Origin of the sequence: Campylobacter concisus, assembly GCF_015229965.1 — a bacterium.
In the GTDB taxonomy this organism is placed as follows: domain Bacteria; phylum Campylobacterota; class Campylobacteria; order Campylobacterales; family Campylobacteraceae; genus Campylobacter_A; species Campylobacter_A concisus_BD.
In genome coordinates this window covers 146124-168578 of sequence record NZ_JAAKZB010000002.1, presented here as the reverse complement: position 1 = coordinate 168578, position 22455 = coordinate 146124, and the positions used below count along the sequence as shown (strand labels likewise).

Annotated in this window: 26 protein-coding genes; 18 read left to right on the top strand and 8 right to left on the bottom strand. The window is 38.0% G+C overall.

All coding sequences use genetic code 11. The features are described from left to right. Positions 1 to 9: 9 nt before the first annotated feature. From atpC to G6W43_RS01835, 14 genes are all read left to right on the top strand, one after another. Positions 10 to 399 (top strand): ATP synthase F1 subunit epsilon, encoded by a 390-nt coding sequence (atpC, locus tag G6W43_RS01900; protein ID WP_002939398.1) that lies wholly within the window; start codon positions 10 to 12, stop codon positions 397 to 399. Then, positions 400 to 984, top strand: a complete 585-nt coding sequence (locus G6W43_RS01895) for a MotA/TolQ/ExbB proton channel family protein (RefSeq protein WP_009294341.1) — start codon at positions 400 to 402, stop codon at positions 982 to 984. Next, positions 985 to 1383, top strand: coding sequence for a biopolymer transporter ExbD (locus G6W43_RS01890; RefSeq protein WP_002939405.1), 399 nt, complete (start codon positions 985 to 987; stop codon positions 1381 to 1383). It begins immediately after the preceding gene. A 1-nt stretch (position 1384) separates the two neighbouring features. Continuing rightward, the gene (locus tag G6W43_RS01885; RefSeq protein ID WP_103618025.1) at positions 1385 to 2341 is read left to right on the top strand and encodes a TonB C-terminal domain-containing protein; all 957 of its coding nucleotides are present in this window, start codon (positions 1385 to 1387) and stop codon (positions 2339 to 2341) included. Positions 2342 to 2356: 15 nt separating this feature from the next. After that, positions 2357 to 3613 carry a Tol-Pal system protein TolB gene (gene tolB, locus G6W43_RS01880; protein WP_194169011.1) on the top strand — a complete coding sequence of 419 codons (1257 nt, stop codon included), beginning with the start codon at positions 2357 to 2359 and terminating at the stop codon, positions 3611 to 3613. 64 nt (positions 3614 to 3677) lie between these two features. After that, entirely contained in the window at positions 3678 to 4184 is a 507-nt protein-coding gene (locus tag G6W43_RS01875) for an OmpA family protein (RefSeq protein WP_002939415.1), read from the top strand. A 13-nt stretch (positions 4185 to 4197) separates the two neighbouring features. Continuing rightward, on the top strand, positions 4198 to 5040 hold the full coding sequence (locus G6W43_RS01870; protein ID WP_103618024.1) for a tetratricopeptide repeat protein: 843 nt from the start codon (positions 4198 to 4200) through the stop codon (positions 5038 to 5040). Between the two features lie 55 nt (positions 5041 to 5095). Then, positions 5096 to 5680, top strand: a complete 585-nt coding sequence (locus tag G6W43_RS01865; protein WP_258031245.1) for an FKBP-type peptidyl-prolyl cis-trans isomerase — start codon at positions 5096 to 5098, stop codon at positions 5678 to 5680. 9 nt (positions 5681 to 5689) lie between these two features. Beyond that, positions 5690 to 6619 (top strand): ACP S-malonyltransferase, encoded by a 930-nt coding sequence (gene fabD / locus G6W43_RS01860; protein ID WP_103618022.1) that lies wholly within the window; start codon positions 5690 to 5692, stop codon positions 6617 to 6619. After that, positions 6616 to 7299 (top strand): 5'-methylthioadenosine/adenosylhomocysteine nucleosidase, encoded by a 684-nt coding sequence (locus G6W43_RS01855; RefSeq protein WP_103618021.1) that lies wholly within the window; start codon positions 6616 to 6618, stop codon positions 7297 to 7299. Before fabD ends, G6W43_RS01855 begins: the two co-directional genes overlap by 4 nt. Next, complete coding sequence (locus G6W43_RS01850; protein ID WP_103618020.1) at positions 7296 to 8054, top strand: tRNA 2-thiocytidine biosynthesis TtcA family protein; 759 nt, start codon at positions 7296 to 7298, stop codon at positions 8052 to 8054. The genes G6W43_RS01855 and G6W43_RS01850 overlap by 4 nt, the downstream gene beginning before the upstream one ends. A gap of 137 nt (positions 8055 to 8191) precedes the next feature. Then, on the top strand, positions 8192 to 8356 hold the full coding sequence (locus tag G6W43_RS01845) for a hypothetical protein (RefSeq protein ID WP_180997210.1): 165 nt from the start codon (positions 8192 to 8194) through the stop codon (positions 8354 to 8356). Between the two features lie 176 nt (positions 8357 to 8532). Beyond that, positions 8533 to 9156, top strand: a complete 624-nt coding sequence (locus tag G6W43_RS01840) for a tetratricopeptide repeat protein (RefSeq protein WP_103618019.1) — start codon at positions 8533 to 8535, stop codon at positions 9154 to 9156. A 148-nt stretch (positions 9157 to 9304) separates the two neighbouring features. After that, entirely contained in the window at positions 9305 to 10093 is a 789-nt protein-coding gene (locus tag G6W43_RS01835; RefSeq protein ID WP_103618018.1) for a cell surface protein, read from the top strand. A 35-nt stretch (positions 10094 to 10128) separates the two neighbouring features. On the opposite strand, the gene G6W43_RS01830 is transcribed toward G6W43_RS01835, so the two are convergent. Beyond that, positions 10129 to 11172, bottom strand: coding sequence for a Cj0814 family flagellar-dependent secreted protein (locus G6W43_RS01830; protein ID WP_103618017.1), 1044 nt, complete (start codon positions 11170 to 11172; stop codon positions 10129 to 10131). Positions 11173 to 11307: 135 nt separating this feature from the next. Here G6W43_RS01830 and G6W43_RS01825 point away from each other — a divergent pair, with 135 nt between their 5' ends. Next, entirely contained in the window at positions 11308 to 12456 is a 1149-nt protein-coding gene (locus tag G6W43_RS01825; RefSeq protein ID WP_194169010.1) for a Cj0814 family flagellar-dependent secreted protein, read from the top strand. On the opposite strand, the gene recO is transcribed toward G6W43_RS01825, so the two are convergent. The 7 genes from recO to bamA form a co-directional block, all read right to left on the bottom strand. Beyond that, positions 12453 to 13067 carry a recombination protein RecO gene (gene recO / locus G6W43_RS01820; protein WP_021087592.1) on the bottom strand — a complete coding sequence of 205 codons (615 nt, stop codon included), beginning with the start codon at positions 13065 to 13067 and terminating at the stop codon, positions 12453 to 12455. The two genes, G6W43_RS01825 and recO, sit on opposite strands and share 4 nt — an antisense overlap. Beyond that, positions 13068 to 13991 carry a tRNA dihydrouridine synthase gene (locus tag G6W43_RS01815; RefSeq protein WP_194169009.1) on the bottom strand — a complete coding sequence of 308 codons (924 nt, stop codon included), beginning with the start codon at positions 13989 to 13991 and terminating at the stop codon, positions 13068 to 13070. Continuing rightward, on the bottom strand, positions 13988 to 14986 hold the full coding sequence (locus G6W43_RS01810; protein WP_194169008.1) for a LapA family protein: 999 nt from the start codon (positions 14984 to 14986) through the stop codon (positions 13988 to 13990). The genes G6W43_RS01815 and G6W43_RS01810 overlap by 4 nt, the downstream gene beginning before the upstream one ends. A gap of 9 nt (positions 14987 to 14995) precedes the next feature. Further along, the gene (dksA, locus tag G6W43_RS01805) at positions 14996 to 15352 is read right to left on the bottom strand and encodes an RNA polymerase-binding protein DksA (RefSeq protein ID WP_103580980.1); all 357 of its coding nucleotides are present in this window, start codon (positions 15350 to 15352) and stop codon (positions 14996 to 14998) included. An 11-nt stretch (positions 15353 to 15363) separates the two neighbouring features. After that, the gene (locus G6W43_RS01800; protein WP_009294328.1) at positions 15364 to 15819 is read right to left on the bottom strand and encodes a 23S rRNA (pseudouridine(1915)-N(3))-methyltransferase RlmH; all 456 of its coding nucleotides are present in this window, start codon (positions 15817 to 15819) and stop codon (positions 15364 to 15366) included. A gap of 2 nt (positions 15820 to 15821) precedes the next feature. Continuing rightward, positions 15822 to 16739 carry an acetyl-CoA carboxylase, carboxyltransferase subunit beta gene (gene accD, locus G6W43_RS01795; RefSeq protein ID WP_103569868.1) on the bottom strand — a complete coding sequence of 306 codons (918 nt, stop codon included), beginning with the start codon at positions 16737 to 16739 and terminating at the stop codon, positions 15822 to 15824. 129 nt (positions 16740 to 16868) lie between these two features. Further along, positions 16869 to 19124: an outer membrane protein assembly factor BamA gene (gene bamA, locus G6W43_RS01790; RefSeq protein WP_103618013.1), complete on the bottom strand. Its 2256-nt coding sequence runs from the start codon at positions 19122 to 19124 to the stop codon at positions 16869 to 16871. Between the two features lie 89 nt (positions 19125 to 19213). On the opposite strand from bamA, the gene G6W43_RS01785 reads away from it, so the two are divergent. The 3 genes from G6W43_RS01785 to lpxC all read left to right on the top strand — a co-directional run bounded on the left by G6W43_RS01785 (position 19214) and on the right by lpxC (position 22421). Continuing rightward, positions 19214 to 20044, top strand: a complete 831-nt coding sequence (locus G6W43_RS01785) for a prephenate dehydrogenase (RefSeq protein ID WP_009294324.1) — start codon at positions 19214 to 19216, stop codon at positions 20042 to 20044. Positions 20045 to 20105: 61 nt separating this feature from the next. Further along, positions 20106 to 21476, top strand: coding sequence for a M23 family metallopeptidase (locus tag G6W43_RS01780; RefSeq protein WP_103567586.1), 1371 nt, complete (start codon positions 20106 to 20108; stop codon positions 21474 to 21476). Positions 21477 to 21536: 60 nt separating this feature from the next. Continuing rightward, the gene (gene lpxC / locus G6W43_RS01775; RefSeq protein ID WP_012001353.1) at positions 21537 to 22421 is read left to right on the top strand and encodes a UDP-3-O-acyl-N-acetylglucosamine deacetylase; all 885 of its coding nucleotides are present in this window, start codon (positions 21537 to 21539) and stop codon (positions 22419 to 22421) included. The last annotated feature ends 34 nt before the right edge of the window (positions 22422 to 22455 follow it).

The window sequence follows — 22455 nt, the reverse complement described above, 5'->3', positions numbered from 1 at the left end:
GGAAGCGTAATGGATAAATTACATTTAGAGATCGTAACTCCTCAAGGTCAGATATTTAATGATGACGTGAGTAGTGTAGTGCTTCCAGGTAGCGAGGGTGAGTTTGGTGTTTTGCCAAACCACGCCTCATTAATATCTCTTTTAAAAGCAGGTATTATAGATATAGAAGATAAGCATAAAAAGCATGATGTAGTTGCTATTAACTGGGGCTATGCAAAGATCGATGAGGGCAAAGTAGTTATACTAGCTGACGGTGCGGTCTATGTCTCTGGCAATAGTGAAAGCGAGCTTGCAAATTCATTAGAAGCTGCTAGAAATTTGATAGAGAGTATGAGCAGTGATACAAATGCTTTTGCAGCAACTATATCAAAAATGGAAAATGTAGTGAGAGCAAGATAAGTGGGCGGAATAGATATATTTTTAAATTACATTCAAAGAAGTAGTTTTATTACAATTATAGTTTTAACTTGGTTGTCAATATATTTTATAGTTAGTTTTACAATTCTTTTTTCAAGAATGGCTGGCATAGGGGCTTGGCAAAAACGCGAGCAAAATGCGCTTGAAGCACTACTTATGGGCGCTAAAAATATACCAAATGACTCATCTTTAAAGAAGTGTGCAAGTGGTAGAATTTCAAAAGAAAAGCTAAATGTTTGCATAAGCATTGCCGAAAAGAATGCTACAAGTGGGCTTACATGGCTTAGCGTAATAGCTTCTACTTCTCCATTTATCGGTCTTTTTGGAACAGTTGTATCCATATTGGAGACATTTTCACAGCTAGGAAATGGTGCAGGTTCATCTCTTGGAGTTATAGCCCCAGCTATTTCAGAAGCACTTGTCGCTACTGGATGCGGAATTTTTGTTGCGATCCCAGCATATACATTTAACTTGCTTATAAAAAGAAAAGCTTACGAATTAATGAGCGTTATCGAGCGTCAAGCTGACGTTATGATAGCACTTAAAAAAGATGACGAGACGTTATAGATGGCTCTTAAATTTGACGACGAAACACCAGAGTTAAACATAACGCCTCTTGTTGATATCATGCTTGTTTTGTTGGCTATTTTAATGGTTACAATGCCAACTATAACATATCAAGAAGATATAACATTGCCAGATGGCTCAAAGGCAAAAACATCTACGTCTAAACAAAAAGATCTTATAGTGTCTATAAATGCACAAGGACAAGTTAGAATAGATCAAAGTACAATGAGTCTTGCTGAACTTCCAGATAACATTGCACTTATGAGTGCAAAATATGACAAAACCTCGCCTATATACATAAAGGCTGATAAAAATTTAAAATACGATGATGTTATGTTTGTATTAAAGACTTTAAAAGGTGCTGGTTTTAATAAAGTAGCTTTAGAGACAAACGGTTAAGATGCCTAATAAAGTTAAATTTCCAACGCTTAGTTCGTTTTTTGTAGCGTTTTGTATTTACATTATCATTGTGCTTGCTTTGTTTATAAAGCTTACTTTTTTTAGCGAACCTCCTAAAAAATATACTGATGACAAAGATGCTATTATGGATGTAGTTATGGTTGATAGAGAAGTTGATCAAACCATAAAAGCGCCAAAACAAGCAAAAGAGGTCGTAAAAGAGACAAAACCAGAACCTAAAAAAGAGTCAGAAGAAGACAAACAAGAGACTACAAATAAGCCTGTTGTGCCAGATGAGCCACTGCCAACTCCAAGCTTGCCAACTCCTCCAAAAGAAGAGCCAAAGCCTGAGCCTAAAAAACCAGAACCAAAGCCTGAAATCCCAAAACCTAGTGAAGAGCCTAAAGAGGAGGTCAAGCCAGAGCCAAAACCTGAGCCTAAACCTACGCCAAAGCCAGTTGAAAAGCCAAAACCAAAAGAGCCAAATATAAAAGATCTCTTTAGTGATATAGACTCGACTAAACTTAAAAAAGATGATGGTATAAAAAAGGCTGAAAATAAAGTGCAAAGCCGCAAAAAAAGCGAGGCTTCTAGCTCAAAAGCTGCAAAAGAGGCTAGCGATATTATAAAGAGCCTAAAAATAGATCAAAATCCAACCGCACCAAAATCGCAAATGACGGGCACATACGATCCATTAAAGGGAGCCATAACAAAGCAAATTCAAAGAAGATGGCAAAGCTATAAAGCTGACTCTGCAAATATAGCTAAGGTGAAATTCATGATAGATCAAAGTGGAAATTTCAGCTATGAAATTTTAGAGCTATCATACAATGAAGAGTTTAATGCAAAGGTTAGAGAGTGCCTGGAAAAGCTTACTACAGAGAAATTTCCATTTAATCCAGACAAAAGTACTACTTTTGATTTAGATTTAGAAGATAGAATAGACAAAAAATTATAAATTTACGGAGTAGAGATGAAGAAAATTTTTCTTTTTTTATGCGTTGCTCTAGGGCTTTATGCTGCTGATGCGACCATATCTGTTGTAAACCAAGGTGTTGCTTTGCCAAAGATAGCTTTGCAAGATGCAACTACAGCCGTTAGTGATGCGGGCTTTAAAGATAAATTCTTTAAGATCATGCTAGGCGACTTGAAAGTTAGCTCAGACTTTGAGGTTATAGAAGATCACGTGCCTTCAACCTACGAGGGAACAGCAGCTACAAATACAATGAGCGACAAAGGTGTTGAGCTTATCTTTAGATATGCTCTTGAAGGTTCTATGGGTTCACCTCTTACTTTAAGAGTAAAACTCATCGATGCAAAAACTGCAACTACAAGGTATGAGAGAGTTTATAATATGCCAGATGGTGCAAAGTACCCATTTTTGGCACACAAGAGTATAGTTGAGCTAACAAATGAGCTAAATTTACCACCAGTTGGCTGGATGGAGAAATTTATCATCCTAGCAAAATACACTTCGGCTCGCCAAAGCTCTATTATAGTGGCTGATTACACACTTACATATCAAAAGACAATAGTAAGTGGCGGTCTAAATATCTTCCCTAAGTGGGCAAGCGCTGATCAGAGTAAATTTTACTATACATCTTATGTAAATAATAAGCCGACTTTGTTTAGATATGATCTAAATTCAGGCACTAAAACAAAGATAATAGATAGTATGGGTATGCTTATAGCATCTGATGTTAGCAAAGATGGAAGTAAAATTCTATTGACTATGGCTCCAAAAGATCAACCAGATATTTTCATCTATAATACAGGTAGCAAAAAATTAACTCAGATAACAAACTATCCAGGCATTGACGTAAATGGAAATTTTGTAGATAATGACAGCAGAATAGTTTTTGTCTCAGATAGACTTGGATATCCAAACATCTTCGCAACACCTGCAACTTCAGGCGGAAGTGTTGAGCAAATGGTATTTCATGGTAAAAACAACAACTCAGTAAGCACTTTTGAAAACTATGTAGTTTATTCGAGTAGAGAGGCTAGTGGTGGCTTTAATATCTATCTAATCTCAACTCAAACAGATTTTATTCGCCAGCTTACAGCAAATGGTAAAAATAACTATCCAAGATTTTCAAGTGATGGTCAAAGTGTCGTATTTATCAAAGAACTTGGCGGTCAAAGCTCGCTTGGCGTTGTTAGATTAAATGAGAACAGAAGTTTCCAATTCCCACTAAAAGTAGGTAAAATTCAATCTATTGATTGGTAATATTCTGATAATATTTAAAAAAAATATGTTATAATTCGACCAAATTTTTCAAAAAGGATAAGGAATGAAAAAAGTAGTTCTAGCAAGTGTTGCAGTTGCAACTTTATTGTTGAGCGGTTGTAGCTCTAAAAACCCTGAAGTTGATATGAATGCAAATTCAAATCAATCTGCAGATAACTCAGGTAGCATGAGTGATGCTGATAGATTAGCAGCTCTTATCGCTAACATCGAGAGCCAAGTTAAAAGTGTATACTTTGACTTTGATAAATTTAACATCAAAGCTGATCAACAAGGTGTTGTTAGCTCAAATGCATCAGTATTCAACCAAGCTGACGCTCAAGCTCTTTCTATAAAAGTAGAAGGTAACTGCGACGAGTGGGGTACAGATGAGTATAACTATGCTCTTGGTCTAAAACGTGCTAAAAGCGCTAAAGACGCTCTTGTAAGAAATGGCGTTAGCGCTGATAGAATCGCTGTAGTAAGCTTTGGCGAAAGCAACCCAGTTTGTACAGACAAAACAAAAGCTTGCGACGCTCAAAACAGACGTGCAGATTTCAAAGTACTTCCTTAATCTGTAAGTAATAATGAATAAAAAAATAATCATTGCGGCTCTTCTTGGAGCCGCTTTCTCTATAGGTTCAGCTCAAGAAGTTTCAGCATTTGACGCAGGTAATATGGATAGCGCAAATCCATATGGACTAACAGATGATGAAAAGGCAACTCTAAGTAACAAAAGAAGTGTTCAAAATATCGAAGAAAACATGGATAATGTTTCAGAACAACTTCAAGGCTTGCAAAGCTTGATCGAGAGTATGAGTGCTAGGATGAATAAGCTTGAGCAAAGAATGAACGATATCGAAACCAAAGTCAATGGCGGTATAAGCGATTCTGGTGTAAGTTTGACATCGCTAAAAGCTTATGTTGATGAAACTAGAGAGATACAAGATAAAAACTATAAAAACATTACTGCTGCCTTAAATAAACTAGGCGCGATAATGGATAAAAATGCTGCTCAACCAAAGCAAAATGCAAATCCAAAACAACAAAATAAGCCAACTTCAAATTTTAGTGGCAAAAGCGACAAAGATATTTTAGCTGATGGCATTAAGCTTTTAAATTCTGGCAATAGCACAGAAGCAGCTGAATATTTTGAATACTTAAATAAAAAAGGCTATAAAACTGGTGCTTCAAATTATTATCTAGGCGAAGTTGCTTATAGTCAAAAATCATACAGCACAGCCATACAATACTATAAAAAAAGTATACAAAGTGAAGATAAGGCTGACTACACTCCAAAACTTTTGTATCACACAGCTATAAGCTTTGATAAGATCGGTGATACTCAAAGTGCCAACAGGTTTTATAAGGCTTTAAAAGTAGGCTATCCAGATAGCAAAGAAGCTAAAGCCGCTCCTAACAGAAACTAAAATTTACTCTTTTTTAGATATAATCTCACATTAATCAAAACTAAATTCCAAGGAGATTATTGTGAGTAAAGATCAAGTTATAACAATGTTTTATGAGCTAAAAGACGCTAATACTGGCGAAATTTTAGAGTCAAATATGCAAGATGGTGGTCAAATTTCTTTTATTACAGGACATGGCCATATTATAGAAAAGCTTGAAGAAGAAGTTAGCAAATTAAAATCAGGCGACAAAGCTACTATAAACATTAAAGCTGCTGAAGGTTGTGGCGAATACAATAAAGATGCCATCCAGTCACTTCCAAAAGAGCAATTTGCTGGCATAGACCTACATGAGGGCATGGAGCTTTTTGGTCAAAATGAAGATGGATCAAGCGTTCGCGTCATCGTTAAAGAGATCAAAGATGATGAAGTAACAGTTGATTTTAACCACCCATACGCTGGCAAAGACTTGCTATTTAATGTTGAAATTTTAGAAGTTAGAGACGCGACTGAAGATGAAAAAGCAACTGGCATGGTAGCAGGCGCTCACACTTGCGGTTGTGGCGGACATGATCATGATCACGAGCATGAGTGCTGCGGCGGTCACGGACATGGCGAAGGTGGTTGCGGTTGTGGCGGTCACGGACATCACCACCACTAAGAAGCCAAAATGAAAAAATTTGCTTTTATTTTTGCGGGTCAAGGCTCGCAAAGTGTTGGCATGGGGAAAGATTTTTATGAAAATTTCTCTTCGGCAAAACTTCTATTAAATGACGCTTGCAACGACACAGGCATTGATTTTGAAGAGCTTTTATTTACTCAAAACGACAAGCTAGACAAGACAGAATTTACCCAACCTGCCATCGTTTTAAACTCGCTTATGAGCTATCTAGCTTTTAGCGAGCACATAAAAGCTAAGCCAGAATTTAGCTTAGGTCACTCTCTAGGAGAATTTACAGCTCTTGCGGTTAGTGGTGCGTTTAGCTTTGTTGAAGCGATCAGACTTGTAAATTTACGTGGTAAATTTATGCAAGAAGCCTGCGTTGGCAAAGATGCTGGTATGATGGTAGTGCTTGGACTTAGCGATGAAGTTGTTGAGGGGATTTGCAAAAACGCACAGAATGAGGGCTTGCAAATTTACGCTGCGAACTACAACTGCGATGGTCAGATAGTTGTAGCTGGCGTGAGGGCTGACCTTGCTAAATATGAGGCAAAATTTAAAGAAGCAGGTGCAAAAAGAGCGATGCTTTTAAATATGTCAGTAGCTAGCCATTGTCCGATACTTGAGCCAGCTAGTGTTAAACTAGCAAACGAGCTTGAGGGCGTTTTGGCTGAGAATTTTGCCCCAGTCGTTTCAAATGTAAATGCAAAAATTTACACTGATAAAAAAGAGGCATTAGTTCTTTTAAAAGAGCAGCTAACGCATCCAGTTCACTATAAGCAAAGCATCAAAAACTATGAAAATGAGGTTGATTGCTTTATCGAGCTTGGTGCGGCGACACTAAAAGGCATAAACAAAAAGATCACCGAGAGGCCGACATATAGCGTCACTGACATGGCGAGCCTTGAAGAGGTTGTGAAGATTTTGGAGGAGAGATGATAGCGATACTTGGAGCGATGCAAGAGGAGATAACGCCGATCCTTGAGATGGTTGGCGAGTATAAAACTACCGAATATGCAAATAATAAATTTTATGAAGCAAACTACAAAGGCAAAGACCTAGTCATCGCCTACTCGAAGATCGGCAAGGTAAATGCGGCGATCACTGCGACCTTGATGATAGAGAAATTTAAGGCTTCAAAGCTGCTATTTACTGGTGTTGCTGGCTCACTTGATGAGAGCTTAAAGATAGGCGATATGCTATATGCCACTAGCCTTGTGCAGCACGATCTTGACATCACGGCGTTTGGACATCCATACGGCTTTGTGCCAGGGACAAGTATCTTTGTCAAGAGTGATGAGGGTCTAAATGAGCTAGCTAAAAATGTTGCTAGCAAAAAGGGCATGAGGCTAAATTCAGGCATCATCGCAACTGGCGATCAGTTCATCTGTGACAACGAGAAAAAAGAGTGGATCAAAAAGATATTTAACGCTAGTGCTACCGAGATGGAGGGTGCGAGCGTTGCGCTAGTTTGCGAGACACTTGGCGTGCCATTTTTCATCCTTAGAGCCATCAGCGACGGAGCTGGCAACGAGGCTGAGTTTGACTTTGATAAATTCTTGCAAGACTCAGCAAACGTGAGCGCTAAATTTATCCTAGAAATGGTGGAGAGCTTATGATAGAGCTTAGCAAAAGGCTACTAAGGCAGGTTGGTCAGACAAACGCTAGATACAAGATGATAGAGGGCGGAGATAAGATCTTACTCGGTCTTAGTGGCGGCAAAGATAGCCTCGCACTCGCTCACGTGCTAAAGCATGTGCAAAACGTCACGCCTGAGAAATTTGAGTTTAAGGCGGTGACGCTAAGTTACGGCATGGGCGAGGACTACGCATATTTGACCAAGCACTGCAACGAGCACGGCATAGAGCACGAGGTGATAGATAGCTCGATATTTGAGATATCAAAGGAGAAGATCCGCAAAAATTCTAGCTTTTGCAGCTTTTTCTCACGCATGAGAAGAGGGTATCTTTACACCTATGCGCTAAAGTATGGCTTTAACAAGCTTGCGATCGCTCACCACTTGGACGATGCAGCAGAGAGCTTTTTTATGAATTTCACCTATAATGGCGCGCTAAGGACGCTTGCTCCAAAATACAGAGCTAAAAATGGCATCGTCGTGATCAGGCCATTTATCTTTGTGCGTGAGAGACAGCTTCGCGAAAATGCGATCAAAAATGAGCTAAGAGTTGTTGGCGATGAGGCGTGTCCTGCGATGAGATTTGACGTTAAGATGCCACACGCTAGATATGAGACTAAGCAGCTTCTAGCAAATTTAGAAAAAGAAAATCCAAAGCTCTTTACATCGCTTAAAGCAGCATTTGAAAACATCCACACAGATACATTTTTTGGTATTAACGAAGGCAGTGAAGAGTAAATTTAACTCTTCATTTTTGCCCTTTTGAGCTAAATTTAAAACCAAATTTCTTACAAACCACCCAAAAAGTAAAACTCATTTTTAAGTAGGAACGTCCCTTGCTTACTAAATATAAATTTGATAAGCAAGGATCGTAAATGAGCATTTTTAGTGTTAGCACGCAAAAGTATAGCTCAGTAGCTACTGAGGCAAAAGCAAGGAAACTTCAAAAAGAGCAGTCCGAAAGTGCCAAATTTCAAAACGCTCTTGCAAATAATGAAAAAACAAAAGACATTGCACAAAATTTGACACACTTCTCCTAAATAAACCCAACAAATATGAACTAAAACCAGAGTTTGTTTTCTAGAAAAAGTATAGGAAATGGTAGGTAAGTTTATATATACTATTTTATCACAAAAGTAAATATATAATTAATAATAATTTAAGTTTAAGAAAGACAAAATATCGTCTATATAGTTTACATTAAGGAGGTAAAAAAATGAAAAGAATTTTAGTTTTACTTGTAGTTTTATTCTCTATTGGATTTTCCAAAGATCTTATTGAATTGGGAGACGAAGCTTACGATAAAGGTGACTACCAAAAAGCAGCCCAGCTTTATCAAAAAGCTTGTGATAGTGGAGTGGCTGGGGGTTGCTATAGCTTAGGAGTTTTATACGCAGAAGGTCAAGGTGTAAATCAAGATTACCAAAAAGCAGTCAAGCTTTATCAAAAAGCTTGTGATAGTGGAGATGCTGATGGTTGCTATAATTTAGGGGTTTTATACGAAAACGGTCAAGGTGTAAATCAAGATTACCAAAAAGCAGCCCAGTTTTATCAAAAAGTTTGTGATGGGGGAGATGCTGCGGGTTGCTCTAACTTAGGGGTTTTATACAAAGACGGTCAAGGTGTAAAACAAGATTACAAAAAAGCTGCTGAATTATGGCAGAAAGCTTGTGATAGTGGAGAGGCAGGGGGTTGTAATAATTTAGGGATTTTATACAAAAACGGTCAAGGTGTAAGGCAAAATTTTTCCACTGCAAAACAATACTATGGCAAGGCTTGTGATTTAGGGCTTCAGTTAGGATGTGATAATTACAGAATGCTAAACGAAAAAGGCTATTAAAAATTAATTGACACGAGATGTTCTTTACTGTTGTTAGACAACTACGAGACGCTTTTAAAAGAAGAATGGAATCCGACCTAGGCGGTTGGTAAAAATTTAAGTGGTCTACAAATTTTATTGTAGGCCATTACTTTCAAAGGAATTGAAAATGACGACTAGCATAAACGGACTTAGCAACACACCGATACAAGAAACAACTACCCAAAAAGAAAATACAAAAATGTCAAAGGAGCAAGAAAAGGCTTTAATTGATTCATATATGCAAAATTTAATAATTGATAATGTTGAAAAATACATCAAAGAAGACAGAAGTAGTGAAAACTGGATAACAGAAACTATAGAGAAGATAGACAATATGCTTTCTAAAAAGTATAGCTATACCATTGATGAAAGGCGAGCTTTATTATCAAAATATCCAGAGACCTTAGAAGAATTTGAGATCAATGTATTACAATCTCACATGGATTGGCTACTTACAAACTCTGTTGATGGCAAGCCAACAATAAATGGCTTTATGATTGGTCTTGGCACAGCAGAAGAGGAAGCAGAACTAGAAGCCTTTGTAAAATCATTTCCAGAAGGCACTATGATGAGCAATGATGGTGCTGCTTTGTTTGTTAGAGCTGATCTAAGTATAGAAGAGTTTAAAAAGCTTTATAAAGAAGATGTAGAAAAAACTACAAAAGAGCATAAAGAATTTCTAGCCAAACTACACAAAGAAGAACAAGAATACAATGCAAATTTTGCCAAAGAACAAAGCGAGAAGAAATTTAAACCTATGCAGGTTAAGAAGAAGTATGAGACCTATGATATAAACAAGGATCAAAAATTTCTCTATGCAAGAGAGCTTTTAAAATTTAAAGAAAAAAGAGGCATAGATGTCTTAGAACTTATGCAAAAGATAGATAAGAAGCAAATTTTAAATAAGATGGCTTAACTGGTTAAAGACAGCCACCTTTTAAATTTATCTATTTATATTTTTGTCTCGTTTTGAAGCTTTGTGGCATGAGCTAGCACACTATCTACTATCTCGCTAGCACTTTTGTCATCTTTTGAAGTGAGTAAATTTCTCTTTAGTAGCTCTTCTAAGATGAATTTAATCATCTTCTCATTTTTCAAAAGCCTTGAGAGAGGCACTATATCATCAGCTAAGCTTTGCTCACTCATTAGCTTTGAGTAAGAGCTTGCTTCTACGCTAAGCTTTGTCTCGCCACTATCACTAGCGATAGGACTAAAGCTCTTTAAAAATCCCACAAACACACCAGCACTGCTGTAAGTATCATCTGATTGATATACTGACATGTCAGGATTAAATGTATATTCATTACTGGCTTTTGCATCAAGATGCTCTTTGCTAAAATTTAGCTCATAGACCTCGTGGCTTACTCCAAAGCCTCTAAGTTCATTTCTAACGCTTCTTGCATCATTAAATTGATCAAATGTTTTATATACATTTGTAACGGATATTAGGCTCACATCTTTTAAGAAATTTGAATTTTTACCAAAGGTTTTTTGATTAGTATCCAAGCTAAAGCCTTTTGGCAAATTTGCTAGATCAGCTTCGCTATATCTATCTTTTTCATAGCCTACAATGCTTTTAAAAAGTTTATAGTAGTGCTTTGTGGTATCAGCTACGTCTATCTTTTCAAAGGCAGCCTTACTTCTATCTTGCGTAAAAAGATATGTCTTGTTGTTGTATCTAACTATCTCATCAAGCGTGCTTTTATGGATTTTAAAGTCCTGTGGCAAGCCTGCTGCTTTGTTAAAATCAGCTCCCATAAAGCCTGCTTTATCCACTGTGTAGCCATAAGCTTGAAGATCACTGAAATTTAAAGAGATGAGGCTGTTTTGTGAAGAAGAGATATAGTTAAATTTAGCTGGCTCTTGGCTTGGCTTAATGCTTTCTTCGTTTGTCTTTTGGTTAAAGATATCACTAAAATTTGCAGATCTATCTTGCTTGTGTTGTTGCTTAGTATATGAATTTAAATTTGTGCCTAAGATGCTAATATCGTTCATAGCTTGACCTCCTAGCTTCTTTTATAGTTTAAAGCAAAATGTGTTCCAGCGATTTGATTTGCAAAAGATAGATAAGAATAAAATTTTCGGCACAACTTTTGCTTACTCTTTGAAGCCAAATTCAAGGAGTAAGCTATGAAAGTCTCTTATAACTCCATCTTAACAAAACAGCACTACCAAAAACAGACAAAAAACGAAGGCTTTGCAAATTTCTTACCTAACACTCCAAATATAAATTCAATCAGCCAAACCACTACTCCTAAGAATGACTTTGTTTCATCTAGTAGTATCGACTCTCTTTATCAGGCTAAATTTACTTCACAAGAGGGCTATGGATATAGTGTAGATGCTAAAGGATTTATGGGAGCTGATTTTAACAAGGCTGCAGGCTTACCGCAGGACTTTAAAATCCACAAAAGCACGCTTGATGCTATAGTGCTGCACAATCAAAAACATCCAAACTATACAAATATTTCAATGGATACAAAGAAAGATAATGCACTCTTTGGAGAGGATAGCTTTGCAAATATCGATCTAGCAGATACTATAAAGCAATACTATAAAATTTTTGATCAAATTTCAGCTGGAGTTATTAGCAAGGGTAAAGAATTTTACTCAAATGAAGATCTAGCAAAGATGCCAAAGGGCTACTTTTCAAAAGATAAAAAAATAGATTATTCTGAATATCTAATGGGTAGGATGACTAGCGATGAACTAGATGGACTAACCGATAGAAGCAATGAAAAGATAACTCATATCTTTAGAACAACTCAAGACGTAGAAAATGCACGCAAGCTAATCAATGATCTAAAAGATATAAACGTAGAAGTCAATGGAAATTTCCTTGACTTTTCTCCAGAAGTGATGACAACTGAGCATACTATCCCTTATATGTGGGTTAGTAGTGCTGGATATGACTTCAAGCCTGATATGTCTGTATATGATAATGAACAAGGCTATACTAAGGAGCAAATCTTTGTAGCATTTTTGAAAAACGAGCAAGGTCTTGTGCTGCAAGGTGGCACAACAAGGATCACTGACGAGGCTCTTAGTGTGTATAAAAGTTCATTAATACTTACAAAACAAGATAGAAGTGAGATAGGCATACCAAAGGCTTATTATGATGAGATACTATCTGGCAAGAAAGATCTAAAAGATATACTAGCTAGGATTTTAAAGCTTAGAAATTTAGAGCTTAAAAAAGATCACACGCTTGAGGGGCTAGCAAGTAAGATAATGGATGTTTTAAAAGAATTTGATGAGAGGACGAAGGTAAAAGCCTAAAGTCCGTCAAGTAAAATTTTATAAAGGCGGTTTATCTCATCGTCGTTTAGCTCGATCGTGCTTTTTGTGTCAAACAAATTTTTGATCTTGCTAGCGTCAAATTCGCTCCTATCAAGGCAGTGCTTGTGAGATGGCAAAAAGCCACGAGTGAGGCAAAGCTCGCTTTCTATCTCCTCGTCGCAGATAAAGCACTCAAGCTCGCTGTGAAGCCTGCCCTCATACTCTAAAATTTTAACATAGCTTTCGATGATAAGGCGTTTTGGATTTTGCAGCTGCATCTGTTTGGCGCAGCGATCAAGCTCGTTAAAGTAAATTTCATCGAGCTGCTCGACCTCTTTTAGATGATCATAAAGTAGGCGCATAAACTGCTGCCAAATGATGAGTTTGTCGCGCTCTAGCAGCCATTTAAAGCCAAGGTGAAGTATGCTTCTAAGCTTTGGTAGGAATTTCGCCTCTTGCTCTAGCTCAAAGTCGATCTTGTAGCCAGTCATGATGTTTGAGTGGCGAGCGCCAAAAAATCTATATGACTTTACGAGCAAATTTGGCGTTAGCACAAAGACTAAAAGGTCCTCGTCTCTGACCTTTTGCACGCGCAGGATGTAGCCTTGCATCTAGGCAAAAAACTCCCTTATGCGCTCTCTCATCACGCGGGCATCTTTGATGAAATTTACCTCATTTCTAAAGCTCGTAGCGCCATCTATGCCCTTGCTGTATTGGTGCAAATGCTTTCTAAATATACAAAGTCCGTGCTCGCCGTAGTGCTCGATCATAGCGTCGAAGTGAGCTAGTATGATCTCTTGTTTTAGCGCCTTATCCACGCTACTTTTGGTCTTTATCTCGTGAAATATCCAAGGATTGCCGATGCTTGCTCTGCCGATCATTAGGGCGTCACATTTTGTGAGATTTAAAATTTCATCTGCATTTTGCGCGTTTATATCGCCATTTGCAACGACTGGGATTTTCACGCTCGCCTTTACTCTAGTGATCGCTTCATAATCAACCTTTGCAGTGTATCCACCAGCTCTGGTGCGACCATGCACTGCGATGTAGTTTGCGCCCGCTTCTTCGCAGGCCTTTGCGATTTTCTCTTCATTTTTGTCGTTAAAGCCAAGTCTAAATTTAACGCTTAGGCTCTCTTTGTTTGAGACACTTTTTATGGCTGAGACTATGCTTTGAAGTTTGTCTAGATCGTTTAGTAACGCAGATCCCGCTCCTTGTCTAACGACCTTTGGCACAGGGCAGCCACAGTTTAGATCGAGCCCATAAATTCCATCAAATTTATTGACTATCTGCACGGCTTTTTTTATATTTTCTATATCACTGCCAGCTATTTGGACGACGTAGGGCTCTTCGTTTGGGGATTTTTTAAGCATTTCAAGGGTTTTGTCACTACTCTCATAGACCAAGGCATTTGCGCTGATCATCTCGCTAACAGTGACATCGCAGCCAAATTTCTTGACGACGCTTCGTAACGGCAGGTCAGAAAAGCCAGCAAGTGGCGCTAAGAAAAGTGGCTTTTTACTAAAGTCTATCATTTAAAAAATAGCGAACTAGGCACCATTTTGCCGTTATCTCGCAAAAATAGTAGAACCTTTATCTCTTTAAACTCATCAGGGTCGCTGCCCTCGATAGCTTCTCTTACTTTATCAAGCATCTGAAGCTCAAATAGCGCATATACGTAGGCTTCATCAGCGTCAGCGTGGATGCTTTTTAGCTTTTCAAAAATGCCGATAAATGCGTCTGGTTTTAGTTTATTTTTAAGCATTATAGCTGCTTTGTCGTATTGTGCTTTTGTTACTTTTGCATTATTTAAAAGATCGAAAATTTCATCGCTACTTAGGTCGATCTCATCATTTACGAAACGCGTGATAATGGTCATTATATCTTCGCTTGCTAGCTCTGGATCGATTTTTTTGATCTCATTAAATGAAGCTGTTTTTATGAGCTTATCGAAGGCTGCCTTTTTAAGGCTCTCGTTTTGCTCTTGGTTTTTAAGCACATCAAGATAGTAAGTAGGCAGCTGCTCGATCTTGTTTAGCTCGTTTAGGATGTTTAGCTTGCTATCTTTTGCTAGTCTAAATTTCTTTAGATCGACGATCTCTTTGTTTTTTATGCTTTTTATGGTTTGTAAGATGTTGTTTATCTCGCCGTCATCGACACCAACATCTTTAAGCTCGCCTACTGGTGAGATAGAGCGTGTGAGCTGTGAGGCGATCTTGTAAGTATCGGTTTTGAAGTCTTTGTTGCTCTCAAAGCCAAGAAGAGTCTCTTTTGCTAGGTCTTTGTAGAGCTGGCTATCTTTTTTTATCCATTTTTTATATCTATAAAAGGCGTATCCATGATATGCGATGTGAAGTAGGGCAAGGAGCGCCAAAAGGGCTACTGGAAGTGCCACCCAGACAGCTACTGGCAAGGTTATGGCTTGACCTAAGAGCTCAAAGGTGAAGTCTGAACTATTAAGAGAATAGGTAAGTCCTGCAACAACTGCTGTGTAGATGATGCAGTAGACGAGAAATTTTCTGGTTTTCATATTTTCTCCTTAGTTTTTTGCTGTTTTTTCTATTATCTCACGACAAGCTATGCAGTATTTTGCATGCGGTTTTACTTTTAGGCGAGGGACGCCGATCTCCTCTTCGCACATATCGCAAATTCCATAAGTCTTGTTTGCTATCTTCTCAAGCGCCTCGTCTATCTCGTGAAGCTCGGCTCGTTGTTGGGTTGAGATAGACTGCTCTATAAGCTGGTCGGTATTTACTGAAGCTATGTCAAATTCATCGCTTACGCCACTATCTCTTAAACCGCTTACTTCAACTGATGAGTCATAAATATTTTTTTTGATTTGTAATTTTCGCTCTTCAAGTAGCTTTTTGAAAAAATTTAGCTCGTTTTGAGTCATTTTATATTCCTTTATTTGTGATATGGGTGGTTTGCATTTATGCAAAGCCCTCTAAAAATTTGCTCAAAAAGTACGAGCTTGGCGACTTTGTGCGCCATAGTCATCTTGCTTAAGCTTACGACTTTTTGTGCCTTGTTTTTTAAATTTTGGCTAAGCCCATAAGCTCCACCTATGAAAAAATTGATCTGTGAATTTGAGTTTAAAATTTGAGCAAATTCTTGGCTGTCTAGCTGTGAGCCATTTTCATCAAGCATCACGCAAAAGCCTTTTAAATTTGGCTCATAAATTTCATCATAAGCTCTTAGTGCATCGCTTCTACCGCTGCTTTGAGCCTTTGCTATCTTTTCATTAAATATGATTTTGTCGTTTATCTTGGCAAATTTTGCACTCATTTTTATATATTCTTGTATCTCGTTTTCAAAGTTGTCACGCGATGATTTTTGAATGCTAAAAACCGAAATTTCCAAACTTACCCTTTGGTTTTTAGCTTTAGCTCAAAGCCAGCTTCGCTAGGAGTTGTCACTTCGCTTTTAGAGATCATAGCTTTGTTATTTGTAAGAAATTTAACCATATCGCTTATATATTTTTTGTGCTCGCTTCTTGGCACGATGTCATCTATGAGGCCATGCTCAAGCAAAAATTCAGCCCTTTGAAAGCCCTCCGGGAGATCAGCACCTATGGTTTGTTTGATGACTCTTTGTCCCGCAAAGCCTATTAGCGCACCAGGTTCAGCGATTATTAGATCTCCAAGCCATGCAAATGATGCACTAACACCACCCATTGTAGGGTCGGTAAGCACTGATATGTATGGGAGTTTGGCTTCGTCAAGAAGTTTTAGGGCTGCTGAAGTCTTTGACATCTGCATCAAAGAAAATGTGCTCTCTTGCATTCTAGCGCCACCAGATGCGCTTACGATGATTAAGGCTTGGCGTTTTTCGATCGCGCGTTTTATCGCCCTTACGATCTTTTCGCCCTCGACTGAAGCTAATGAGCCGCCCATGAAGCCAAAGTCAAAAACAACTAGCTGGATATCTTGTCCATTGCATTTGCCTTCGCCGCATATCACTGAGCTTGTGCGTCCTGTTTTTTCTTTATTTTCTGTGATTCTTTTTTTATATGATTTTTTATCGACAAAATTTAAAGGATCTACTGGTTTTAAATTTGCGTCAAATTCTACAAAGCTACCTTCATCGCAGATCAAATTTATGCGATCATCAGCTTTTAATCTCATGTGGTAGCCGCATTTTGGGCATACATTAAAACAAGCTTCAACTTCTTTGTAATACATCAGTGAGTGGCAGTTGTCGCATTTTACCCAGTGTGTAGGTGCTTCTTCTGGACGAGGTTGAGCTTTTCTTATCTTTGAAAAAATGTCTGAGAAATTCATCTTTTTACCCACTTATATTAAAAATTGTGGGATTATATCTAATGTTAGCCTTGCTTTTTCTTATATGATTTAAAGTTTGTTTGTTTGCGGGGGATTTAAGGGGCAAACTAGCCCCTTAAAAGTATATTATTAGAAGCGTCTTCCGATAGTAAATTCAAATGTATTTGTATCATCGCCCTCTTTAGGTTTAAGAGCTTTTGCGAAGATTAGTTGAAGTGGTCCGATCGGAGTTATCCACTCGATACCAGTACCAACTGATGATCTTTTTATCTCATTTAGGCTATTTTCGCCGATCATACCATAGTCATAAAATACAACGCCACGCATTTTGACACGCTCTATTATAGGGAAGCTCATCTCAACTGAGTTGTTAAATGATGTTTCGCCGCCGTATTCATAGTAGTCGCCATTATATTTTACTTTTGGAGATACGGTTCTGCTCTCGTAGCCACGTAAGCTTCTTATACCACCAAGATAAAGTCTTTCATTGATCGGAGTATAGCCTCTCTCCCAAATTTTGCCAAAGCTTGCTTTATATCTTAAGATAAGATCGTAGTCGATGTACTCTCTAAGACCTAGATAGTAGTTGAAATTTGTGCGGTTTTTAACAAAATCCATATCACCACCAAGTCCTGCTATCTCAAATGATGTACTAGCTATGATGCCGCGTCTTGGCAAGTAGTAATCATCAGTGCTATTATATGTTAAAGCCGGAGTTATAGCACTTTTTATGGCCTTGCCTTCTCTATAAATTTCTTTTCCTGTGTCTTTATTTATATTTCTTAGTTCATCATCTTTTAGAGTAACTTTACTTTGCTCGATGTTATAAGTAAGTGATGCACTTAAATTTCTAGTTAATTTTCTACCTAGTGTTGTGCTAAAGCCATAGCTTCTCTCTTTATATGTTCTCCAGTCATAGTCGTTTGCATAGAGTGTTCCGCCAAGGCTATACTCTGAGTCAAAAATTCTTGGATTTGTAAGACTTATCTGACCTGAAAGCTCTCTATCGCTCTTATCTACGCTTACTTGTCCTTGAAGACCAGAGCCAAAGATGTTTGTGTCAGAAAGTGCAGCGTTTAGTAGCAAGCCATCACTACTTCCGTATCCGATACCACCACTTATCGAGCCAGTTGAAGCCTCTTTTACTTTTACTTTTAGATCGACTGTGTTTTTATCAACTGGATCTTCTTCTATCTCGACATCGTCAAAGTAGCTTGTTCTTTTTAATGCATCTTTTGAGTCTTGAAGGTCGGTTCTACTATATAAATTTCCCTCAGTTAGATATAGCTCACGTCTTACAACACGATCAACTGTTCTATCGTTTCCTGAAATTTGAACATTTCTTATATATACTTTTTCGCCAGGATCTACTTCGTAGTCGATATCAACTGTTTTATTTTCATCAAATTTATCAGTCTTTGGATAGACTTTGACAAATGCATAACCCTTGTCAGCAACCATATCGTCAAGCTTTTTCATATCTTGGCGAAGTCTTGCTGAGTTCATCGTATCGCCAGCTTCAAGTCTAAAATCATCTATGATCTTTTTAGTATCAAGTCCTAGCTCTTCAGGTGCTGTGATGCTTACATTTGAAACCTTATAAGGTTCGCCCTCGTGGATGTAGTATGTAAGATCAGCTGTGTAGTTATCAAATGATGAATTTAGATAAGGTGATGAAACCGTCGCGTCTAGATAACCTTTTTGAAAATATTTATCTTGAATCCTTGCTGGGTCGTTTTCAAGCTCGAAAAGTTTAACTTTACCGTCGTTTCTGCCCCAAAGCCAGCCCATAAATTCTCTACTTTTGTTTGCAACTACTGGCTCGATATCATCGTAGTCAAATTCTTTTGCCCCGACTAAATTTACCTTTTTGATTATCATATTTTCGCCACGGTTGATGTTTAGAGTGATGAAAAGCGAGCTGTCGTTGTCTGCGACTGGCTGTTTTTCTACGTCGACAACTGTGTCAAAGTAGCCCTTTGACTCGTAGTACTGGCGAATTCTCTCTTTTGTTTTTTCTATAGTTAGCTCATCATACATATTACCAGGTTTTATGTTGATTAGCGATTCGATCGCAGTTTTGTCATTTGTCACAACACCCTTTAGATCGACTCTAGCTACGCTTGGCTTCTCTTTTACTTTTACTAAAAGATTGCCACTACCTGTATCTTCTATGTAGATATCATCAAAATAATTTTGCTTGTATAAATTTGTGATGGCCTTATCGCTAAGCTTTGGAGTTAGCTCTTGACCGACTTTTAGCCCCATTATCTGAGTGGCTACATCAGGTGAAAGGTGGATTAGACCTTTGAAATTTATTGACTGAATCGTTTGCGCATTTAGACCGCTTAAAGCTAGTGCTAGTAAAAATAATTTCTTTTTCATTAAATTTAACCTAGAGTTTTAGTATAAGTGCGTATAATATCATATTTTATTTTTAAAAAATTTAAATTTTATAATTTTAAAGGTTTTTTATGAAAATAGGTATCATCGGGCTTGGTCTTATGGGTGGCTCGCTTGGTCTTGCACTAAAAGATGAGAAGCTGATCTCGTGTGTCAGCGGATATGATAAAGATGAAAATCACAGCAAAAAAGCGCTCGAACTTGGCTTGGTGCACGAAATTTTAAGCATCGATGAGATGAAAAAGAAGTGTGACATCATCTTTTTGGCTGTGCCAGTCGAAGCTATCGTGAGCATCGTGCAAAATTTAACCGATATTAGCGAAGATACGACGATCATTGATTTTGGCTCGACAAAGCAAAAGATAATAGAAGCCGTGCCAGAAAAAATTCGTAAAAATTTCATCCCAGCTCACCCTATGGCAGGTACCGAGTACTCTGGTCCTGAGGCTGCCTTTAAGTCACTTTACACAGGGGCAACTGTCATAGTTTGCGACTTTGCTGAGAGCGCAGAAAAGCATGTGAAAAGAAGCGTTGAGCTATTTTCTTGCCTTGGTATGAAGATCATTTTCATGAGTGCAAAAGAGCATGATCATCACGTGGGTCTCATCTCGCATCTGCCTCACGCTATTGCATTTTCGCTTGCTAGCGGGATCTTAAAAGAAGAGGATAAAAGGCATATCGTTGCACTTGGAGGACCGACATTTAAGGGCATGATACGTGTAGCAAAGAGCTCACCATTTATGTGGAGCGATATCTTTAAGCAAAATAAAAATAATGTCGTTGCAGCGATAAATATGTTTGAAAAAGAGCTAAATTTATGCAAAGATCTCATAAAAGATGAGCGCTGGGATGAGCTTTTTGATTGGATGAGCGAAGCTAGAGCTGTAAGAGAAATTTTGTAATTAACTAAAAATTTATTGATTAAATGTAAAATTTCGCAAATAAAATTTAAGGTAATAATATATGTATAGACGTGGAATAGGCGGTTTTGGTATTGTTGTAGTTTTACTTGTTTTGATATTAGCTGGTGGCTTTGGATATGCTTTGATGTCGAAAGACTTTGAGCGAAACGAGCCAATTATCGGCGTTGCTGATAAGGTTTATTGGAACCTTCGCTCGCCTATGAATATCAAATTTAAAGATGACAGCGGCATAAAATTTGTGCGCATTAGCATAAATGACGGCAAAAATGACCTAAATTTACTAAATCAAATCATACAAAATCCAAGCACTGAGCTTGATGTAAATTTAACCTTCCCAAAGACTGGCTTTTTTGCTCAAAAAGATACTTATGAGATGAGCATAGAAGCGGTCGATACTAGCAAATGGGGCTTTTTTACAGGTAATAAAGCAAGCAAAAAAGTTGAAGTCGTGCTTGATACCTCTAAGCCTGATCTTTACGTGCTTTCTCAGTCTTACTCTATCTCAAAAGGCGGTAGCGCAGTTGTTGTCTTTAGAGCGACTGACAATCAGCTAAAAGAGGTCTATGTCCAGACAAATTTTGGTAAGAAATTTAAGGCCGTGCCATTTTACAAAGAGGGCTTTTACGCAGCACTTGTTGCTTGGCCAGTGCAGGTTGAAAACTTTAGCGCCGAGGTCATCGCAAGAGACTTTGCGGGTAATGAGAGTAAATCTCACGTGAGATATTTTTATGAAAATGTAAAATACAAAACTTCGACCATTGCTTTAAATGATAGATTTTTAGACGGAAAGATCGTTGATCTAACAGATCAATACGCCAAAGATCCAAACGCTCTTTCTAGGCTTGATAAGATGAAATTTGTCAATGAAACTCTAAGAAACTCAAATGAAGAGAAGATAACAGCACTCACTTCAAACGTCGATACTGACATCACAAATGGCTTTAATATCATCCCATTTTACCCACTTAGAAATGGCAAGAAAGTAGCTGATTTTGCCGATCACCGCTTCTATACATATAATAATGAGCAAGTAAGTGAGTCATGGCACATGGGTATTGATTTTGCAAGCGTGGCATCAGCTCCGATAATAGCCAGCAACGCAGGTCGCGTTGTGCTAGCGTCTGAGAATGGAATTTATGGCTTAAACATTGTGATCGATCATGGATTTGGACTTTACTCACTTTACGGACACTGCTCAAGTGCGAAGGTAAAAGAGGGCGATATGGTTGCTGCTGGCGATCAAATAGGCACAACTGGAACGAGCGGTCTTGCACTTGGAGATCACCTTCACTTTGGAATTTTAGTCCAAGGCGAAGAGGTAAGGCCTCAACAATGGATGGATAAAAAGTGGATAAAAGACAATGTGACAAGTGTCTTGGATGCCGCAAAGGCGATGATAGATAAGAATTAAATTTGCAAATTTGATTTTTTAGTGCTATCATAACCGAACAAAAAAATATAAGGAAAATTTTTGAAACAAACTACTATCGCAAGACGCGTTGAGACCGTTGGTATAGGGCTTCATAAGGGTGAGCCGATAAGACTTATACTAGAACCTCTTGATGCAAATTCAGGTATTATTTTGCACCGCGAAGATCTTGGTATTAGTTTTAAAGCTGAGCCTAAAAACGTTATAAATACGCAAATGGCAACCGTCGTTGGCAACGAAAAGGGCTTTATCAGCACGATAGAGCACCTAATGGCAGCTGTAAATGGATACGGCATTGATAATATTAGAATTTCAGTTGATGCAAATGAAATTCCTGTCATGGACGGCAGTGCGATAAGCTTTTGTATGTTGCTTGATGAAGCTGGTATAAGACATCTTGACGCTGGTAAAAAAGTCATCCTTGTCCGCCGCGAGGTCGAGGTGATTGAGGGGTCAAAATTTGTGCGAACTTCGCCTTCAAGAAATCCAAAATTTGACTATACGATCAAATTTGACCACCCAGTTATCGGCGAGCAAAGATATCTTTTTGAATTTAGCAAGAGCTCATTTGTAAAAAATATCGCTCGAGCTAGAACTTTTGGCTTTTTAAAAGATTTGCAACGCTTGCAAGCTCAAAATTTAGCCCTTGGTGCATCTCTTGATAATGCCGTGGCTATCGATGATACGCATATTTTAAATCCAGAGGGTTTGAGATTTGAAAATGAGTTTGTAAGACATAAAATTTTAGATGCAGTTGGCGATTTGAGCTTGCTTGGAGCACCTTTACTAGGTGACTACACAGCATTTGCGGGCAGCCACGACCTAAACCACAAACTAACACTTGCTTTAATGGCAGATGAGAAAAATTATGAGATCGCAACACTTAGTGGCGAGCTTTTAAAAGAGTATCAAAAGGTATTTGCATAAAAAATATTGAAATTTTAGTAGTCTCTTTATCGAC

Coding starts and splice junctions, on each gene's coding strand:
- atpC (WP_002939398.1), top strand. CDS start 10: ATGGATAAATTACATTTAGAGATCGTAACTCCTCAAGGTCAGATATTT.
- G6W43_RS01890 (WP_002939405.1), top strand. CDS start 985: ATGGCTCTTAAATTTGACGACGAAACACCAGAGTTAAACATAACGCCT.
- G6W43_RS01885 (WP_103618025.1), top strand. CDS start 1,385: ATGCCTAATAAAGTTAAATTTCCAACGCTTAGTTCGTTTTTTGTAGCG.
- tolB (WP_194169011.1), top strand. CDS start 2,357: ATGAAGAAAATTTTTCTTTTTTTATGCGTTGCTCTAGGGCTTTATGCT.
- G6W43_RS01875 (WP_002939415.1), top strand. CDS start 3,678: ATGAAAAAAGTAGTTCTAGCAAGTGTTGCAGTTGCAACTTTATTGTTG.
- G6W43_RS01870 (WP_103618024.1), top strand. CDS start 4,198: ATGAATAAAAAAATAATCATTGCGGCTCTTCTTGGAGCCGCTTTCTCT.
- fabD (WP_103618022.1), top strand. CDS start 5,690: ATGAAAAAATTTGCTTTTATTTTTGCGGGTCAAGGCTCGCAAAGTGTT.
- G6W43_RS01855 (WP_103618021.1), top strand. CDS start 6,616: ATGATAGCGATACTTGGAGCGATGCAAGAGGAGATAACGCCGATCCTT.
- G6W43_RS01850 (WP_103618020.1), top strand. CDS start 7,296: ATGATAGAGCTTAGCAAAAGGCTACTAAGGCAGGTTGGTCAGACAAAC.
- G6W43_RS01845 (WP_180997210.1), top strand. CDS start 8,192: ATGAGCATTTTTAGTGTTAGCACGCAAAAGTATAGCTCAGTAGCTACT.
- G6W43_RS01840 (WP_103618019.1), top strand. CDS start 8,533: ATGAAAAGAATTTTAGTTTTACTTGTAGTTTTATTCTCTATTGGATTT.
- G6W43_RS01835 (WP_103618018.1), top strand. CDS start 9,305: ATGACGACTAGCATAAACGGACTTAGCAACACACCGATACAAGAAACA.
- G6W43_RS01830 (WP_103618017.1), bottom strand. CDS start 11,172: ATGAACGATATTAGCATCTTAGGCACAAATTTAAATTCATATACTAAG.
- G6W43_RS01825 (WP_194169010.1), top strand. CDS start 11,308: ATGAAAGTCTCTTATAACTCCATCTTAACAAAACAGCACTACCAAAAA.
- recO (WP_021087592.1), bottom strand. CDS start 13,067: ATGCAAGGCTACATCCTGCGCGTGCAAAAGGTCAGAGACGAGGACCTT.
- G6W43_RS01815 (WP_194169009.1), bottom strand. CDS start 13,991: ATGATAGACTTTAGTAAAAAGCCACTTTTCTTAGCGCCACTTGCTGGC.
- G6W43_RS01810 (WP_194169008.1), bottom strand. CDS start 14,986: ATGAAAACCAGAAAATTTCTCGTCTACTGCATCATCTACACAGCAGTT.
- dksA (WP_103580980.1), bottom strand. CDS start 15,352: ATGACTCAAAACGAGCTAAATTTTTTCAAAAAGCTACTTGAAGAGCGA.
- accD (WP_103569868.1), bottom strand. CDS start 16,739: ATGAATTTCTCAGACATTTTTTCAAAGATAAGAAAAGCTCAACCTCGT.
- bamA (WP_103618013.1), bottom strand. CDS start 19,124: ATGAAAAAGAAATTATTTTTACTAGCACTAGCTTTAAGCGGTCTAAAT.
- G6W43_RS01785 (WP_009294324.1), top strand. CDS start 19,214: ATGAAAATAGGTATCATCGGGCTTGGTCTTATGGGTGGCTCGCTTGGT.
- G6W43_RS01780 (WP_103567586.1), top strand. CDS start 20,106: ATGTATAGACGTGGAATAGGCGGTTTTGGTATTGTTGTAGTTTTACTT.